This window comes from Paenibacillus xylanilyticus, assembly GCF_009664365.1.
Taxonomy (GTDB): Bacteria; Bacillota; Bacilli; order Paenibacillales; family Paenibacillaceae; genus Paenibacillus; species Paenibacillus xylanilyticus_A.
This window is the reverse complement of the sequence record NZ_CP044310.1, coordinates 1,551,357-1,569,107: the sequence shown is the minus strand read 5'-3', so window position 1 is coordinate 1,569,107 and position 17,751 is coordinate 1,551,357. Positions and strand designations below refer to the sequence as shown.

At 50.5% G+C, this 17,751-nt stretch carries 15 protein-coding genes and 1 riboswitch; of the genes, 4 read left to right on the top strand and 11 right to left on the bottom strand.

The genetic code is table 11. The annotated features are described in order from the left end of the window. Positions 1 to 86 precede the first annotated feature (86 nt). A complete protein-coding gene (locus F4V51_RS06980; RefSeq protein ID WP_153977402.1) occupies positions 87 to 950 on the bottom strand; it encodes an SDR family oxidoreductase in 864 nt (287 codons plus the stop codon). Between the two features lie 137 nt (positions 951 to 1,087). Between F4V51_RS06980 and F4V51_RS06975 the strand changes: the two genes are divergently transcribed. Together F4V51_RS06975 and F4V51_RS06970 are read left to right on the top strand one after the other, a co-directional pair. Beyond that, on the top strand, positions 1,088 to 1,585 hold the full coding sequence (locus F4V51_RS06975; protein ID WP_153977401.1) for a hypothetical protein: 498 nt from the start codon (positions 1,088 to 1,090) through the stop codon (positions 1,583 to 1,585). 54 nt (positions 1,586 to 1,639) lie between these two features. Further along, positions 1,640 to 2,371 (top strand): MBL fold metallo-hydrolase, encoded by a 732-nt coding sequence (locus F4V51_RS06970; RefSeq protein ID WP_153977400.1) that lies wholly within the window; start codon positions 1,640 to 1,642, stop codon positions 2,369 to 2,371. Between the two features lie 170 nt (positions 2,372 to 2,541). On the opposite strand, the gene F4V51_RS06965 is transcribed toward F4V51_RS06970, so the two are convergent. Beyond that, positions 2,542 to 3,750, bottom strand: a complete 1,209-nt coding sequence (locus F4V51_RS06965; RefSeq protein ID WP_323131802.1) for a PQQ-dependent sugar dehydrogenase — start codon at positions 3,748 to 3,750, stop codon at positions 2,542 to 2,544. A gap of 326 nt (positions 3,751 to 4,076) precedes the next feature. Here F4V51_RS06965 and F4V51_RS06960 point away from each other — a divergent pair, with 326 nt between their 5' ends. Further along, positions 4,077 to 5,165: a M24 family metallopeptidase gene (locus F4V51_RS06960; protein WP_153977399.1), complete on the top strand. Its 1,089-nt coding sequence runs from the start codon at positions 4,077 to 4,079 to the stop codon at positions 5,163 to 5,165. A gap of 129 nt (positions 5,166 to 5,294) precedes the next feature. Here F4V51_RS06960 and F4V51_RS06955 read toward each other — a convergent pair whose 3' ends face one another. Both F4V51_RS06955 and F4V51_RS06950 read right to left on the bottom strand, forming a co-directional pair. Beyond that, a complete protein-coding gene (locus tag F4V51_RS06955) occupies positions 5,295 to 5,978 on the bottom strand; it encodes a queuosine precursor transporter (RefSeq protein ID WP_127538252.1) in 684 nt (227 codons plus the stop codon). Positions 5,979 to 6,203: 225 nt separating this feature from the next. Next, a complete protein-coding gene (locus F4V51_RS06950) occupies positions 6,204 to 7,601 on the bottom strand; it encodes an L-cystine transporter (RefSeq protein ID WP_153977398.1) in 1,398 nt (465 codons plus the stop codon). 333 nt (positions 7,602 to 7,934) lie between these two features. Here F4V51_RS06950 and F4V51_RS06945 point away from each other — a divergent pair, with 333 nt between their 5' ends. Next, on the top strand, positions 7,935 to 9,635 hold the full coding sequence (locus F4V51_RS06945) for a methyl-accepting chemotaxis protein (protein WP_153977397.1): 1,701 nt from the start codon (positions 7,935 to 7,937) through the stop codon (positions 9,633 to 9,635). A 181-nt stretch (positions 9,636 to 9,816) separates the two neighbouring features. On the opposite strand, the gene F4V51_RS06940 is transcribed toward F4V51_RS06945, so the two are convergent. The 7 genes from F4V51_RS06940 to F4V51_RS06910 form a co-directional block, all read right to left on the bottom strand. Beyond that, the gene (locus F4V51_RS06940) at positions 9,817 to 11,379 is read right to left on the bottom strand and encodes a cobyric acid synthase (RefSeq protein WP_153980599.1); all 1,563 of its coding nucleotides are present in this window, start codon (positions 11,377 to 11,379) and stop codon (positions 9,817 to 9,819) included. A gap of 95 nt (positions 11,380 to 11,474) precedes the next feature. Beyond that, positions 11,475 to 12,461 (bottom strand): adenosylcobinamide-GDP ribazoletransferase, encoded by a 987-nt coding sequence (gene cobS / locus F4V51_RS06935; protein ID WP_268893531.1) that lies wholly within the window; start codon positions 12,459 to 12,461, stop codon positions 11,475 to 11,477. Then, positions 12,458 to 13,018 (bottom strand): bifunctional adenosylcobinamide kinase/adenosylcobinamide-phosphate guanylyltransferase, encoded by a 561-nt coding sequence (cobU, locus tag F4V51_RS06930; protein ID WP_153977396.1) that lies wholly within the window; start codon positions 13,016 to 13,018, stop codon positions 12,458 to 12,460. Before cobU ends, cobS begins: the two co-directional genes overlap by 4 nt. Continuing rightward, on the bottom strand, positions 13,015 to 14,142 hold the full coding sequence (gene cobT / locus F4V51_RS06925) for a nicotinate-nucleotide--dimethylbenzimidazole phosphoribosyltransferase (RefSeq protein WP_153977395.1): 1,128 nt from the start codon (positions 14,140 to 14,142) through the stop codon (positions 13,015 to 13,017). Before cobT ends, cobU begins: the two co-directional genes overlap by 4 nt. Positions 14,143 to 14,190: 48 nt before the next feature. Beyond that, the gene (locus F4V51_RS06920) at positions 14,191 to 15,024 is read right to left on the bottom strand and encodes an ABC transporter ATP-binding protein (RefSeq protein ID WP_201281186.1); all 834 of its coding nucleotides are present in this window, start codon (positions 15,022 to 15,024) and stop codon (positions 14,191 to 14,193) included. After that, on the bottom strand, positions 15,021 to 16,067 hold the full coding sequence (locus F4V51_RS06915) for a FecCD family ABC transporter permease (RefSeq protein WP_095360590.1): 1,047 nt from the start codon (positions 16,065 to 16,067) through the stop codon (positions 15,021 to 15,023). The genes F4V51_RS06920 and F4V51_RS06915 overlap by 4 nt, the downstream gene beginning before the upstream one ends. Then, positions 16,064 to 17,065 (bottom strand): ABC transporter substrate-binding protein, encoded by a 1,002-nt coding sequence (locus tag F4V51_RS06910; RefSeq protein ID WP_390583509.1) that lies wholly within the window; start codon positions 17,063 to 17,065, stop codon positions 16,064 to 16,066. The genes F4V51_RS06915 and F4V51_RS06910 overlap by 4 nt, the downstream gene beginning before the upstream one ends. Positions 17,066 to 17,472: 407 nt before the next feature. Then, a riboswitch (cobalamin riboswitch) is annotated at positions 17,473 to 17,603 on the bottom strand. Positions 17,604 to 17,751: the final 148 nt, after the last annotated feature.

Below are 17,751 nucleotides of genomic sequence, written 5' to 3'. Positions count from 1 at the left end.
GATGATATAAGTAGATGAGTGTACTATGATCACCTTTGATTATTTACTGGGATGCAGAACCGGTCCTTCACCTCAGCTTGGACTCATCACAACTTCTCATCAGGCTTCAGCCCGACCTGCTGTTCGCTCCATGTCCAGAAACGTTCAGTCACCGCATCATCGACGGCATGTGCTTTGAGCTTCTGCTCTTTCTTTTGATAAAAGTAACGTCCTGTAATTTCTGCTACTTCCGGGCTGGTGGCCAAATAAATCGCTGTTTGGGCCCCTTCCTCGGGAGACAGGAAAAAAGGAAGCTTGCCAATAAAGGCCATGATGCGTGTACCAAAACCAGTATTTCGATCCACGCCAATACTTGTTCCAACTGCACCCGGATGCAGACAATTCACCGTAACTCGGCTATTCGCCACTTTGCGGGACAGCGCACGGGTGAACAGTACGTTGGCCAGCTTGGACTGGGCATAGCTTTTAATCGGGTTATAACCCTTCTTGAGATGCGGGTCGTCGAAGTGAATCTTGCCTGCTTTGTACGCACCGGATGAAACATTCACAACTCTTCCCTGCTCCGCAGCCTGCAAAGGCTGGATCAAGAGCAATGTGAGCAGAAAATGTCCCAGATGGTTAATGCCGATGCTCTGCTCAAAACCATCCGAGGTCTCCTGTCTTTTCAGCATGACCACGCCGGCGTTATTCACCAAAACGTCAAGCGTACTGTAGCGTTCGCGGAAGGAGCGGGCAAAATGGCGGACGCTCTGGGTAGAACCCAGATCACACAGCATTAGCTCAATCGCAGTAGAGCCTGACTCACGCAGGGCCTCTTGCAGAGCCTGCTGTCCGCGCTTCTCGCTGCGGCAGGCCATAATCACCCTATAGCCTTGCCTTGCAAGTTGAATGGTGGTTGCGAGCCCCATGCCGGAATTTGCTCCGGTTACAATGGCTGTTTTCATGGACATCGGATACTTCCCTTCTGAACCTAGGTTCAATTATTGGATGAACGGTCAGAATCCTGCCTCCAATGGAAAAGAGGCACTCCGAGTAACAATATGAGATAATGAAGTTATCACATCTTGGTTTCCATGGGAGGACAGGTATGCTGACCAAAGACGATTTTAAAAAAATCAAAAAAGAAGCAAAGCTTGAAATCGCAGTTCTGGAACAAGAGTATCATCATATGGGACAGGAACTTGATTCACCGCAATGGGATCAACGCAAACATCGAAGATATGCATCCCTTGTCATTGAATGCTGCTCCATTCTTGAACACATGTTAAAACAGCTGTATCAGAGCATTTATCAAAAAAAGTTTAATTCGACCGAGCTGATGAAAACTCCTGCTTACCGTGCACGGTCCAATATGGAGATCCTACAGGCCGAATTAAATAAACAACAGATCGCCCTGAAACCAGGGAAAGAAAACATGGAACATGCTCTTAGTCAGGTCTTCCAGGCGAGGAACAAGCTCATTCTTGAGAACTTCTCCTTTGACTCCATCGTCAAGGAAGGCATGCAGGCTGAGGAAACCTTTGAAGCGATGCTGGATACCATCCAGAAGTACAGAAAACACTTAAAATATCTTCGTCCAGAATAAACACAAGCCATATCATCCAAAAAAGGAGGTGGACCGGATTCGATCCGGAAACCTATGACTAATCCGACAACAGATTTTACTGTGCTGCATCTCAATATCCCTACACCTTCAGGAAACAGCCCAATCTACCCTGTCATGCTGCGCGATGAGGACGGCATCACTCTCGTGGACACAGGCATGATCGGCCAATTCGCAGGTTTGGAGTCTGCACTGGAGCAGGAAGGCGTACAGTTGGCTGATATTAAACGCATCATTTTGACACATCAGGACATTGACCATATCGGTAATCTGGGCGCCCTTCTGGATGCGATACCCGGACTTGAGGTCTGGGCACATGCAGATGAGATTCCCTATATTAAAGGTGAAAAGCCATTGATCAAGTTCACGCCTGAACGTAGAGCCATGCTTCCCGCACCCGTGCTTGCCCAGGCTGATCAGCTTCTCTCCCAGCTGCCTGAGATCGGGATCAGCAGAGTATTGGAAGATGGGGACATGCTGCCGCTTCAAGGCGGAATTCAGGTCATCCATACCCCTGGACATACCCCGGGACATATCTGCCTGTACTTCCGTGAATCGGAATTCCTGCTGGCTGCCGACGAACTGCGTGTCGTGGATGATGAACTGGTGGGACCTGCACCGCCAGCAACACCGGACATGCCTGAAGCGCTAAGAAGTTTGAAAAGACTGACCGGCCTGAAACTGAACAAAGTGCTCTGTTACCATGGCGGCGAATACACAAATGAACCAAGCGCGCATATCGCCAAACTTGCAGAAAGCGCAGATTAACTAGCAGTATCTATCTGCTATGTGCTTCCATATATAAAGCAATCAAGGGGCTGTCCCAAAGTCATGAACTTCGCGGGACGCCCCTTTTTCTTATTTCACGAACAGCATCCGAGTTCTAATAGATACATGCTTGAGCTCCAATATTAGTAATGGAACCCGGATGCATCAGCTCAACTCTCCGGTGTGAGCACAATGATGTGGTCATCCCCCTCCCTCGGAGTTCCTCTTCCGTCCCGATTGTTCGTCAGGATATATAACTTCCCGTCCTCTCCTGCAGTCACGTTACGAATGCGGCCCCACTCATCTTCAAAAATGGGCTCCACCTTCTCCACTTGTGTACCATCCTCGGACAGGGTAATATGCAGCAGCTGTTCGCCTCTCAGGTTAGCCGCAAGCAGCGAACCCGCCCAAGGTCCTTCCTCTATAAAAGCCATGCCTGATGGTGCCCATGTATCTTCACCACTATGAGCAAGCGGAGCCAGGTAGGTACCCTTGTCATGCTCGTCACCTTCCACTTCAGGCCAGCCATAGTTCTCCCCGGCTTCAATCCGGTTAATCTCATCGTAGTTACGCTGACCATGCTCGGTAGCATAGAGGTACTTATTATCCGGATTCCATGCAAGACCCTGGGCATTCCGGTGTCCCATGCTGTATACAGGGGAATTCGGCCACGGGTTATCTGAAGGGATCGATCCATCGAGACCAATCCGCAATATTTTGCCACCCAAGCTGTCCTTGTCCTGTGCCAGTTCCGGTTCATAACGTTCACCAGTTGTAATGTAGAGCAGGTTGTCCGGACCAATCTTGATGCGACCTCCGTTATGATTCGTTCCGCCAGGGATGTTACCCAGCAGTTCCTTGTCGATCACGGCTTGACCCCCATTCACCTTCAAGCGCAATACCCGATTCGCGATCTCGTCCCCTTCAAGGTAGGAATGGTAGGCGTAGAGATAACCGTTATTCTCAAAGTCCGCATCTGCAGCCAGACCGAGTAAGCCCCCTTCTCCCTCTTCATTGAACGGAGCCTCAAACGCAATGAGTGGTTCGGATTGCAATTCTCCATCCTTAATCACCCGTATGGTTCCCGGACGCTCCGTAACAAACATCCGTCCGTCTGGTACGTTCACGAGTTCCCAAGGTGCGTTCAGTCCAGTGGCCAGAACCGAAGCCTGATACGGGATAACCGGATTCTCCTGTGTTCCTTCTTCCCCGGTACTCACCTTGTCATTGCCTCCATTTGCTGTCTCTCCCTGACCTGTGCCTTGACCTTGAGACACCTGCTGCGATTCTGTGGAAGGATCGCCTGAAGCACAGGCCGTCAGCAGTGCCATACTTAACAGCGAAGCGTATAGTGGAACACTTACTCGGTTATTCATCATCTCATCTCCTTCTATTGAATAGAGTGTAGTTCGATTTTGCCAAATGCTGCTGCGATCTGTTCAAGGATATTTATTCTAAGTATCTGTCCTCTATCGGTATCTCTACCGGTTATCTGTATTTGTATTTGGTTCTGGGTCGTTATTTGTACCGTTATCAGTCAACCATCCTCAACGTCGTTTCGCCCTGTATTTACCCCTCTCTCTGTTCGCCTAAACGGAAAATTAACCATATTAAATAAGGCCCTTCAGGCACTCCCCTTTGGCATTTTTCAATATTCTTCTATAATAGAAGGATAGAAAGAACTGAAAGGTGGAGCTATACACATATGAACCAAAGCCCTTTATCCCGTCTGGAAGCTGATCTGTCTGCACAAGGATTGGACGCCATGCTGATTACAGATCCGAAACATATCTACTATTTAACTGGTTTTGCAAGCAACCCGCATGAACGTTTTCTCGGTCTTGTTCTCGCCCGTGGCGAGGAACCTTTACTGATTGTGCCTGCCCTGGACGCTGAAGCTGCTGCAGCCGCCTCTTCGGTAACCCATATCGCGACTCATACCGATACCGATAATCCCTATGCATTATTCGAACGTTATCAGGGACGCCTCGGCCGGATGGGCCTTGAAAAAGAATACGTCACCGTTGCGCGTTACGAGCAGCTGACCGCTGCCCTTGGTGCAGTCAACTTCGAGGATGTCGGTCCTCTGCTCCGCACACTGCGCGTCAAGAAGACACCTGACGAAGTAGCCCGCATCCGCCATGCCATTCATCTTATTGAAGAAACGCTGCGCCTGGGACTGTCTCATGTACGCACAGGCGTTACCGAGATTGAACTGGTAGCTGAGATGGAATATCAGATGAAGAAACTGGGTGCAGATGGTCCTTCCTTCGATACCATGGTGCTTACCGGACCCAAGACAGGTCTGCCGCATGGTACACCGGGTGAACGCAAGCTGCAGCATGGCGACTTGTTGATGTTTGATATGGGCGTATACGCTGCAGGGTATGCATCTGATATTACGCGTACCTTTGCTTTTGGTGACATTTCTCCTGAACTGAAAACCATCTACAATACCGTGCTTGCCGCTAATGAAGCTGCCATTCGCGCAGTTAAGCCCGGCGTGGCCTGTGCCGATATCGACGGCGCTGCACGTCAGGTGACGGAAGATGCCGGATACGGCAAACGGTTCATGCACCGTGTTGGACACGGTCTGGGAATCGATGTGCACGAGTATCCTTCCCTGCATGGACAGAATATGGATCTTCTGCAGGAAGGCACCGTATTCACGATTGAACCAGGCATCTATACCCCTGCAGGCGGAGTACGAATTGAGGACGATGTTCTTGTCACAGATACCGGAGTTGAAGTGCTGACTTCCTATCCAAAAGAACTGCAGATCCTGGCAGACTAACCTCTAAGATATGCAATAAAAATAACCCGCGAAACCATATCCATATGGCTTGCGGGTTATTCTCGTTATAAGACTTGTTGCGTTGCTAACAACCATACTCGAATGAATACGGATGTAGACGAGATCGGATTAGACTTCATCCTTGATTTTAAAATTACGCGCTGCGTATATAAACGGCGTACCCACCGCGGTCAACACGAATTTGATAATGTACGTTGTCAGGAAGATCTCGAGCCAGACATCCCATGGATAGATAAACGCAAATGCAATCGTGCAAAATACCAGCGTATCCACAAAGGAACTGACGATCGAGCTGCCGTTGGTACGAATCCACAACTGATTGCGTCCAGGCGCCACCTTGCGCAGCATACTGAACAGCCGCACGTCCAGGAACTGGCTGATGAAATACGCTGTCAGACTTCCGAGTGCCAGACGCGGCAGCAGACCGAACAAGGTTTCCATCGACTCTTGCGCAAAGTCCGTCGGTGCCGGTTCGAAGAAGATGACCATCTGCATCAGTACCGTCGTCATGATTAGCGTGAAGAATCCGAACCATACAGCCTTCCGCGCTTCACCCGATCCATACTTCTCATTGAGAAGGTCACTGGTCAGGTACATGCTGACATACATCGTATTACCAAGCGTCAGTACAATTCCCATAATATCTATCGTTTTGGTCACCTGAATATTGGCTATAACCGTAGCCACACCAATCCAGGCATACAGACCCTTTTTACCGAACAGACGGTAACACAATAGGAAAAAACCATACGTTACGAGAACAAAAAGTGCTCCCCAACCCAAATTAAACATAAATACATACACTGCCTTCCTAGTTTTGATTACGCGGGATGGTTACGAACCGCGGTCTGGCCTGGGGCCAAAACATGAATACTCTATCACATTTCCCATCCATTGAACAGCACTAAATAACGACAATCTGCGATTATGTAAAAAAAGCCGCCCTACGGGTAACCCGTAGAACGGCTGATTTTGGCTTTTTGCTGTGCATAAGCCATCCAAGTTATGGAGTCCGGATTATACTTGAACAGCGGAATCCAGATCACGGCTTTGATCATTGAATGTATCCTGATCATTCTCTTTCAGAATTTTACTGGATACGAGACCAGCGGTCATCGAATCGTTCACGTTCAGAGCCGTACGACCCATGTCGATCAGCGGCTCAACCGAGATCAGCAAGCCTGCGAGTGCAACTGGCAGGTTCATCGTGGACAATACGATCAGGGAAGCGAAGGTTGCCCCGCCGCCTACACCGGCTACGCCGAATGAACTGATCACGACAACCAGGATCAGGGTAATGATGAAGTCCCAGCTCATCGGGTCGATACCGACCGTAGGAGCAATCATCACCGCCAGCATGGCCGGATAGATCCCGGCGCAGCCGTTTTGACCAATGGTCGCCCCGAAGCTTGCCGAGAGATTCGCAATACCTTCGGATACGCCCAGTTTCTTCGTCTGTGTCTCCACGTTAAGCGGGATTGCAGCCGCACTTGAACGGGATGTGAAGGCAAATACCAGGGTAGGCAGAACCTTTTTCACATACGTCAACGGATTGAAACCGAACAGCGCGATAATAATCAGGTGGATGATAAACATCACAATCAAGGCAACGTAGGAAGCAATGACGAACTTGATGAGTTTCAGGATTTCATCCGGATTCGTGGTGGCCGTTACTTTCGTAATGAGCGCCAGAATCCCGTATGGAGTCAGCCTGAGCACCAGCGTTACGATCCGCATGACTACAGCATATACCGCATTCACCATGCCTCGGAACGTTTCCGCCTGCTGTGGTTTTTTGCGATCCAGTCCAAGTACTGCCACACCAATAAATGCCGAGAAGATAACAACAGCAAGCGTAGACGTACGGCGTTCACCGGTCATGTCTGCAAATGGATTGGAAGGAATGAATTCCAGAACCTGCTGCGGGATCGTCTGATCCTGTACATCAACAAGACGTTCCTCCATCTTCTGCCCCTGCGCGAGCTCTCTGTCCCCGCCTTCGATCTCAATGGAAGTCAGGTTGAAGCTCAGACTTGTTACGATACTTACACTTGCCGCAATAGCCGTCGTAATGAGCAGGATCGCAATGATCGAGAAGCTCATTTTGCCGAGGTTTTGCTTGCCTTTCAAATTCATGATGGCCGAAATAATGGAAACCATGATAAGAGGAATCACGACCATCTGCAGCAATTTAACATATCCTGAACCGACGAGATTAAACCAGTCAACAGACTTGGCAACAATGTCAGAATTAGACGAGTATATCAGTTGAAGAATGACGCCATACACAACCCCGATTCCGAGACCCGCGAATACACGCTTGGTAAAGGAAATATGTTTCTTTTGCATCCAATACAGGACGCCTAGAAGAACGAGCATAATCACTACGTTCAGAATGACTAGAAAAGTATCCATCTTGTAAAATCCTCCTCAGAATGTGCATACCGACTGAACGGTTTTCTATTCGCTTTAAGCGATATTGAACAATATATCATATAACAAACTATTCTGGTAGGTATTAATTGATATTATGTAATATGCATGTAATACATTCATGGATTTCTGAAAAAAATTCACCGATTAATGAAAATTTTTCTATTCAACCCCCGGTTAATTTTGTAATATAGGTATATCCGCTTATTCCCAAGTTTTCTCAACGTGAAAATTAGGCCTTTTTTCGTTGGTACATAGTCTTACGATATGGAAAAGCGACAAATGTTAATGAACATGACGTGAAAGGATGATCCTATGTTTCGTAATCGTACGGTTGCCGGCAAAATAAGAGGCACGCTGTTCCTCGTTCTACTGGTCGCTTCCCTGTTGTTTAGTATCAGTTTCTATGCTGTATCCATGAATATTATGCAGAGCTATGTGCTTCCACAGTTCGACAAGGTCCTGAACACGTCCATCCAGGATATATATAAGAACGTCTCCTCCTCCAAGATTTTGCAGGTGCAGAGTGGCGGTGCGGGTTCTGAAGGTGCCGCTCTGACGGTTGAATCCTATCTAGCTCAAAAAGCAAAAGAACATAACTTAGATGCAACCTACGTTGTATCCATCCAGGAAGGCAAAGCGACGGTTGTTATCGCTAACGCTGCATCAGAAATGAAAGCCGGGGATGAAATCAGCGTGCAATCCGCGATGAATACGGCGACTGAGAGCAAAGAAATGGTCATCAGTGATGTTTATTCCGATTCCTTCGGCGTACATAAAGCAGCCTTTATTCCGATTGCGGGCAGCAATATGATCATGGCAGTAAGTATGGATGCCCAGTTCATTCAGGATAAAAACGTTCAGATCTTCTGGTTATGCCTGGGTATCACAGCACTCGTCTTTGTGCTCGGTTGGCTGATCTCAGCCAGCATGATCAAAAGAGTAACCAAACCGATCATCCAGCTCGTACAACACAGCAAACAGATCTCCCAAGGTGACCTGACCGCCCAGCTGCAAATTAAGGGCAAAGATGAAATTGCTCAGCTCGCGGCAAGCTTCCAAACGATGACCCACAATTTGAAGGAAATGATCAGCCGTGCACTGTCTACCTCCAATGAAGTTGTTCAAGGCTCCGATGATCTGTTAAGACGGGTCGAGTCCATGTCCGGTATGGTCAAAAACTCCAGCCGCTCTGCGGAAGACGCGGAGAAAGGCAGTGTGACCATTGCTTCAAGCGCTGCCGAGAATGCAAGAGCCATGGAAGAAATTACGCAGGGTATTATGCATATCGCTTCTTCTGCTGCTGAAGTATCGGAGCAGATTGGTGAAGCTGCAAATGAAGCCGTCAACGGTAACCGTCTCGCACAGGATGCTGTGCAGCAAATGGAACGTGTCGGCCAGACAGCAAACGAGTCACTGCGTTACGTGGAGACGATGAATGAACGTTCCGTAGCGATCGGCACGATTGTTACATCCATTTTTGAAATTACAAAACAGATCAACATGTTATCCCTTAATGCTTCCATTGAAGCAGCACGTGCCGGAGAGCATGGCCGGGGATTCGCTGTCGTAGCAGGTGAAGTCCGCAAGCTGGCGGAACAGTCCAAAACAGCCACGGAGGAAATCGCCGATTATCTCGGAACCATTCGCGAGGATGCGGAACGTTCGGTGAGTGCCATGAACCGGGTAACCCAGGAAATCGGGTCTGGTACCCATGTCGTTCAACGAGCGGGAACGGCCTTCCAGCAGCTGAACGAACTGATCCAGAACGTCAACCTGACCATCCAGACCGTCTCTGCTTCCACAGAGGAAGTCTCCGCAGGTGCAGAGGAAGTGAGTGCATCCGTTGAAGAGACAGCACAGATTACATCCAGATCACGCGAGAGCATGCAGCAGATTGCTTCTACCGCCGAGCATCAGCTCAGTGAGATGGATTCCCACTCAGGTACGGTTCGTCATCTGCATGAACAGGCCATGGAACTGCAGTCTGCGATGAAGAAATTCAAAATCAACTAAAATACCAATCCAGGTATAACATTAAACCATCATTCCCTTAGGTGAACCACAATTAAACCACAGACAAGCAAATACCCCCATGCGTAACAGCAGCCCGTTTCCGGGTACTGTGTATACACATGGGGGTGTTTTTTTATTATATAGAAAGTTATCAATGGCTGATCATACACCAGCTTGCTAATCAATCATTAACAGTTGAGGCTGTATCTCCGTACTGGATACCCATAATTTCGTATACACGTTTCATGTCCAAGGCTGAGCGCAGAGACTCGGCCACCCGGTCGAATTCCATCTCCTTGCGTTCATGAGCACTATAGGTTTCCTGAAGCGGAGCGAGTCCTTTCCCTAGCCGAAGGCCATTAAGCCAGGAACGGCGGAACTGGTCACTTTCAAACAAACCATGCAAGTACGTTCCCCATACTTTGCCATCCGGGCTTCCCCAGCCCTCCTGAAAAGGCTGACCACCTGTATGAGCAATCTCAAACAGCGCAGTCACCTGCTTCGCATCGTGGCACTCGGTCACGCCCATATGAATCTCGTACCCATTCACCGGCATGGAATCAACTGAATCTTGATCCCCGTATAGACGAATCGGATGTCGCTGCTGCACTCGCCCCGAAGCTCTTACCGTCTGTTTATGTTCCAGAAAAGTGGTCGACAGCGGCAGCCATCCCAGACCCCGCGCCTCCTGAATCTGGTTCGCTTCCACTGCAAACGGATCCTTCAAATGCTGGCCCAGCATTTGATAACCACCGCATATCCCCACAAGCTGTACATGATCACGTTCGGTCTGACTCGCGATCGCTTGCTCGAGACCCGACTCTCTCAGGAATGCGAGATCACCAATCGTATCCTTCGTACCCGGAAGCAAAATGGCATCCGGCTGGCCCAGCTCTTCCGGTGAAGTCACATACCGTACATTGACATCCGGTTCACGGGACAGCGAGTCAAAGTCCGTAAAGTTGGAAATCCGCGGATAACGAATAACGGCAAGATCCAGCTCTCTTATCCCTGATCTGCCATGACGCATGGAGTCCAGCACCACGGAATCCTCAGCTTCAATCTGAATATCTCTTATGTATGGCAGTACGCCCAATACCGGAATGCCCGTCCGCTCTTCGAGCCAATCGAGTCCAGGCTGCAGCAGGGACAGATCCCCCCGGAATTTATTAATGATAAATCCTTTTACACGCTGGACCTCATGCGGCTCCAACAGCTCAAGTGTACCTACAATGGAAGCAAACACGCCTCCGCGATCAATGTCCGAGATCAGAATGACTGGCGAATCCGCCCAGCCTGCCAGATTCATATTGACAATGTCCCGGTCCTTCAAGTTAATCTCGGCCGGACTGCCTGCGCCTTCCATCAATACAATATCATAGGTTTTGCGCAGCCGATTCAGCGCATCCATGACTGTCTGCTTCGCTTCCGGCAGGAAATGCTGACGATAATCCGAAGCGCTCATCTGGGCAAAAGGTACACCGTGCACCACGATCTGCGAGTGCATATCCCGCACGGGCTTGATCAATATCGGGTTCATATCCGTTGTTGCTTCAATGCCGCACGCTTCTGCCTGCGCTCCCTGGGCTCTGCCAATCTCCTTGCCATCTTCGGTTACGTAGGAGTTGAGCGCCATATTTTGTGATTTAAACGGGGCCGGTCTGAAGCCATCCTGCTTGAATATCCGGCATAATGCCGTAGTAATAACACTCTTCCCCACATCCGATGCCGTACCTTGCAGCATCAATACCGCCGCTTGTCCTACAGGCGTACCCTGCACGTTCCAATCACCTCAGCTCTTTCGCGTTATGCTCCACATTACTCATTTCCGTTCGTTCCCTATATCAAAAATAATCCCTGCAGCAGACTTAACACCGTCAACAGAGCGGCTTCCAGCAGCTCATTCATCGCACCATAAGTATCTCCAGTAAGTCCGCCTAACCTCTCGCTAATGCGTCCGGCAACGAACTTGCCGATAAGATATGCCGCCAGCGGTACCAAAATGGCAGCTGCAATAGGATATAGCCACCAAGGTAATGTCCCAAGGCCCCTATCCATCGCCAGCATTTCTACCATACTGCTGCCTGGCTGAAAGATCCACACCGCGGCAAGTGTAATGACAGCCGCCAGGATGGTCAATCCAACCGCAGCACTTCGTGCCCGCTGGACTTCTTTTCGTTCACCAAGGCCCTTGAACAGGACAGCAAGTCCATCGTCCCCCCTGGCATTCGGCCAAGCCGAAATGGCATACACCATAAACCAGCGGCTCCAGATCATGGGCAGAATTAGCAGCGCTCCATACAGCCAGTTACCACGTGCGATAAAATCAGCAATTAAGGCTGCTTTCATCATGAGCAGCAGCACGCAGGCAATCACGCCCATAGCTCCAACGCGGCTGTCTTTCATAATCTCCAGCATTCGCTCACGGGTACGATAGCTGAGCAGGCCATCCGCTGTATCCATCCAGCCATCGAGATGGAGTCCCCCCGTAAGCCACACCCAAAGGGTCAGGGTTAATACGGCCGCCGGGAACGATGGCAGCAGTGCACCGGTAAGCGCGCCTCCAATCCAGACACTTAAACCAATGGCCGCACCGACCAGCGGATAATAGACTACACTTTCCCGCAGCAGTGGCGGAACGAAATCAATCTGCATTTTCACCGGGAAACGGGACAAAAATTGAAAAGCGGCCGCAGCCGCATGTTTTTGATCCAGTCGGTTTACATATTCCGCACCCTGAGCAGGCCCCTCGTTTACCTGATTTAGGTGGTCTTCATGGGTCATTTCCTCACGATTATGCTGGCTATCGTTACCGTCATGGCTCATAAGCGATACTCCTTGCTCTTCAGCTCCATTGCAATCCCTACCGTTACCAGGAAAACCTCGCGGCTAATGGCAGCAACTCGCTGATTCAATATGCCCGCCAGATCCCGATATCTTCTGCCAAGTGCATACTCCGGTACGATGCCGTCACCCACTTCATTCGTAACCAGGACAAGCAGCCCGGGATAGGACTCGATGGCGGTTACCAGTGCATTCATATGATCCTGAATAACTTGCTCAGGCTCATGCTCGTGGGTAAGCAGGACATTAGTCAACCAAAGCGTCAGGCAATCCACCAAAATGGTCGGAGCAGACGATCCTGTATGCGATTCCCCCATTCGGGTGATGAGTTCTGGCAGTGCCAAGGGTTCCTCCACGGTATGCCACAGGTACCCCACTTCATCACGCTGATTCTGATGCAGACGTATCCGTTCACGCATCTCGTCATCATACGCCTGTGCAGTTGCGACATACCAGGCTTCGGAGGAGCGCTGCATGCAGAGACGCTCGGCAAAGGAGCTTTTGCCGCTCCTTGCCCCGCCCGTTACAAGTACACTCATGGAGATACCTCTCCCCGAACTGCTCCAGCAGTTGTCGATGAGTCATCCACGGTCTCATTCTCATTCGAACTTCCCGATACACCAGCGCTTGCAAATGTGGCCATCTCATTCAAAATACGGCAAGCCGCATCGATTAAATGAAGACTGAGCACACCACCTGTCCCCTCACCCAGCCGCATGTCCAGATCCAGCATCGGTTTGAGGCCAAGTTCGCGCAGAAGCGCAGCATGCCCACTTTCATGCGAGGTATGGGAAGCAATCATATATTCCACACTGACCGGAGCAAGCTGTCTCGCAATCAGTGCAGCTGCAGTGGAGATAAACCCATCCACCACCACAGGGCAGCCATGAGCTGCCGCTGCGAGGATGACACCTGTCAGTCCGGCAATTTCCAATCCGCCCACTTTGCCAAGCACATCCAGGGCATCGTCTGCATCCGGTGCGTTCACACTAAGTGCCCGGCTGACTACAGCGGCTTTGCGCTGCAAACCTGCGTCATCCATTCCTGTTCCCCGACCAACCGCAGATGCAGGTGCCGTTCCGGTTAAAGCACACATGACTGCGGCACTCGCCGTAGTATTTCCGATACCCATTTCACCGGTGACAAACAACCGGGTTCCCTTTGCGACTTGAGTCGCTACGACCTCGGCTCCAGCAAGAATCGCCTGGATCGCCTCATCACGGCTCATGGCTGCGCCCTGCGCCATGTTGGCTGTACCTTTGCGTACTTTGCGGGAGACCAGGTCCGGGTGTTCCAGATCGGCATTCACACCAATGTCCACACAGATGACATCTGCCCCTGCATGGCGCGCCAGAACGTTGACGGCCGCTCCTCCTGCCAGAAAATTATGAACCATCTGCGGCGTTACCTCTGCCGGGAACGCACTGATGCCTTCGGCAACGACGCCGTGATCGGCAGCCATAACGATGACGGCCCTGCGATCCAGACAAGGCCGAGCCTCGCCGGTTATCCCCGCAAGTCGAATAACCAGCTGTTCCAGTTTGCCGAGACTGCCCGGCGGTTTCGTTAATGAATCCACATGAGCAGAGGCCTCTGCCGCCACTTCTTCATTAGGACCCACGATCCGATCAATTAACTGTTCCAACGTCTGTTCATTATTCATACCGCCAGCACTTCCTTCATCAAAATATAGGGTCGCCCCGCTTAACGTTCACTCGTGTTCTCGCCGCAGCAACAATTGCGGCAGTCCAGTATCGGGATGATTGACCATGGCCGGGTTCACCCGGAAGATATCCCGAATGTTCACTTCCGTCATCAACGAATGTGGTGTTCCACTGCTTACGCACATGCCCTCGCGCAGAGCGAGAATCTGATCGCAGAATTGCGCAGCGAGGTTCAGATCGTGCAGTACAGCCACAATGGTAATGTTGTTTTTTTGCCGCCAGGAAGATAATAGCTCCATGAATTGCAATTGATATCGGATATCAAGAAAGGTGGTTGGCTCATCCAGCAATAACAATTGGGGCTCCTGGGCCATCACTTTGGCGAGCGCCACCCGCTGCCTCTGCCCGCCGCTGAGTGCATCGAGCGGCCTGTCGGCCATTTCGGTTAGACCCAGTTCTTCCAGTACCCGGTTCACCACTTTCGCTCCGTCCGCCGATTCCCTGCCTAACCAATTCTGATAAGGATAACGTCCCATCTCCACCACATCCCGGACGGGATAGGAGATGGCAGGCAGGCCGTCCTGCTGTAATACTGCAATCATGCGGGACAGATCTTTGCGAGTGTATGAGGTAATCTCCCGTCCTGCAATCCGAATGCTGCCTGCGCCAGGCTGTTCGGTTCCTGCAATGAGCTGAAGCAGCGTTGATTTTCCGCTTCCGTTTGGACCAACGACACCCCACCATTCGCCCTCTGTGACATGCCAGTCCACGTTATGCAGCGCCCGGTGCTGACCATACATTTTGCCTGCTCCCGCAATTTCAATCAGCGGATCGTTTAAGGTAACGCTTGTACCCATGCTTGTACCCATGCTTTTACTCATGGCATCACCCCTTTTCGCAGCTTTTTATTCCGATGCAGCAGATACGCGAAGAAAGGAGCCCCTACAAAGGCCGTCACCACACCAAGCGGAATTTCGGTCGGGGCCAGCAGGGAGCGTGCTATCGTATCGGCCCATACCATGAAGATGGCTCCGCCAATCGCGGACAAGGGAACTAGCAAACGATAGTCAGGCCCAACGATCAGCCGAAGAATATGCGGGATGACAAGACCTACGAATCCAATGACACCCGAAACCGAGACCGCCCCGGCGGTAAGCAGTGTTCCTACGGCAAGGACGGATAGCTTCAGTCCATCCACCTGGACACCGATATGTGCAGCCTGCCGTTCCCCCAGTGCAAGCACATTCAAGGAACGGGCACGGCTCCAGAGGAAAATCAGACCGAGTATAAAATACGGGAAAAGGATGGCCGTATACGACCACCCACGCAGAGCCAGACTTCCCATCGTCCAGTATATAATTTCGTTAATTGTCTGTTTCGACATGGTCGACAGGAAGGAGACCACCGCTCCCAGAAAACTTTGCATCACCACACCAGCCAGAATCAGGCTGTGCGTCGGTATTTTGCGCCCTTCACGAGCCAGGGCGAGCACAAACCATAATGTGAGCACGCCCGTCAAAAACGCAACGAGCGGCAAGGTCCAGATTCCGATCAGTGCATACTGCAATCCGAAGAAAATCAGAAAAGCAGCACCCACCGATGCGCCAGACGATACGCCAAGCGTAAACGGATCTGCCAGCGGGTTACGAAGGACCCCCTGGAAGCCCGCTCCGGCGATGGCCAGCGATGCACCCACGAGTACAGCAAGCAGCACCCGCGGGAACCTGACCTTCCATATAATCTGCTCGGCTGCCGTACTCCAGTCGGGCGTGATCCAGTCTCCAATCCATGGCATGTGATGAAGCAGAATACCTGCAATGTCACGGACAGGCAGAGCCACTGAACCGATGCCCGTACAGATCAGCACAGTCAGCACAAGCAGCAGAATTCCGGCTGTTCCGTACACTGCCAGCTTTTTACTCATTGGAACAGGTCAGGATAGATCGCTTTGGCTACAGCTTTCAAACCTTCTGTTACACGTGGACCCGGACGGCTTAGCAGATTGGCATCCAGGCCAATGACTGCATCGTCTTTCACTGCTGTGATTTGATCCCAGCCGCTGCGCTCTTTGATGATCTGATCCAATGTTTTGGAGTTCTCATCAATAACATCATTGGCGTACAGAATGACATCCGGATTGGAAGCAATAATGTTCTCTTCGTTAATTTCATTCCAGCCCACGAGGTCGGAAGCAACGTTGATTCCACCGGCTACCGTAATCAGTTCATCCATGAATTCGCCTTTACCCACAGTCCAGCCTGGGGAGAATTCAACATATACCTTTTTCTGATCTTCCGACTTCACAGCCTTAACCGCTTCGGTTACGTCCGCTACATCTTGTTTCATCTTCGTGATGAGCTCCTGTGCCTGCTCCTGATGATCCGTGATTTTTCCGAACGTTTCGATGTTGTTCATGACATCGTCTATCGATTTCGGATCTGTTTTGAAAATGGTGATACCCAGCTCGCGCAGCTTGGTCACAGCCTCTTCGCTCATGGAGATGCCTGTAAATACGATGTCTGCTTCAGCTGCGATAATTGATTCTTCATTGGGCTTCGACACACCGCCCATTTTCGGTTTGGTCGTTGCAGCTTCCGGATAATCGTCATAGTCGGATACGCCTACGATCTGCTCGTCCAGTCCAAGGGCGAACAATGACTCAGTTTCTGCCGGAGACACGGATACGATTTTGGCTGGCGCTTTCTCAAACGTGAAGGATTCACCAGTTGCATCCGTTACCGTAAGTGGATATTGTGTTTTGAGATCCGTCTGCTCCTGGCCTTGGGATTGCTCCTGTGCCGGCTGCTGCGTAGACGTACCTGTTCCCTCGTTCGTTGTTGCATTTCCACATCCGGCCAAAGCCAGTGTGAGCATCGCTGCTGTCAGCAGGGACGCCATGCCTTTCCAATTCTTGATGTTCATTCTGTTCATTCTCCCCTTCTCTATTTGTACTATTTCTTGCGACATGCTCAAACTCTTACTCCCCATACTTTGGTGTTCCTATATAAGGTTTGAACTGCAACATTTACACGTTAACGGAGAGTGCAGAACCGATCTGGAGAAACGAAGTGTTCGCCTTTATCACCGGATTTCCCCTTTTAATAAGGGGATCAAAGAAATCTGGGGATAACAGCGATCGGAAGACGGTACTGCAATCGTAGTGGTCTAGTGTAAAGCTTACAGGTTCATCCTATATGAACAAAAAAATCCCCGATCCTTACGTCAGGATCAGGGATGACGTCTCGCATATGGCGATCTGCACATCTACAGCGTACCCGCTGTTCATGCACATAGAATTGCCCGAAACGCTGTCCTTTCCTCGAAGGAACACCGGTTTGTACGTCCAGGGCAGGTAACCTGACTTACAGGACTGCTTGTCCTGATTTACAGTGGCGGGACCGTGCCGGATTCACACCGGCTTCCCTATTTCACCCTTTGTGCCGTTCATCGTTTGCATTAACTCGATGAGCTCTTCTTGCGCACAAGGGACCCGTGGTCGCTGATATAGTAACCATTCAAGTGAGCATGTCCCATCCCTCAGCGCTTAAGCGCATAACGAGATATGTATTCATGCTGAAGTCACACTTCTGTTGTGATTATAGGTTATA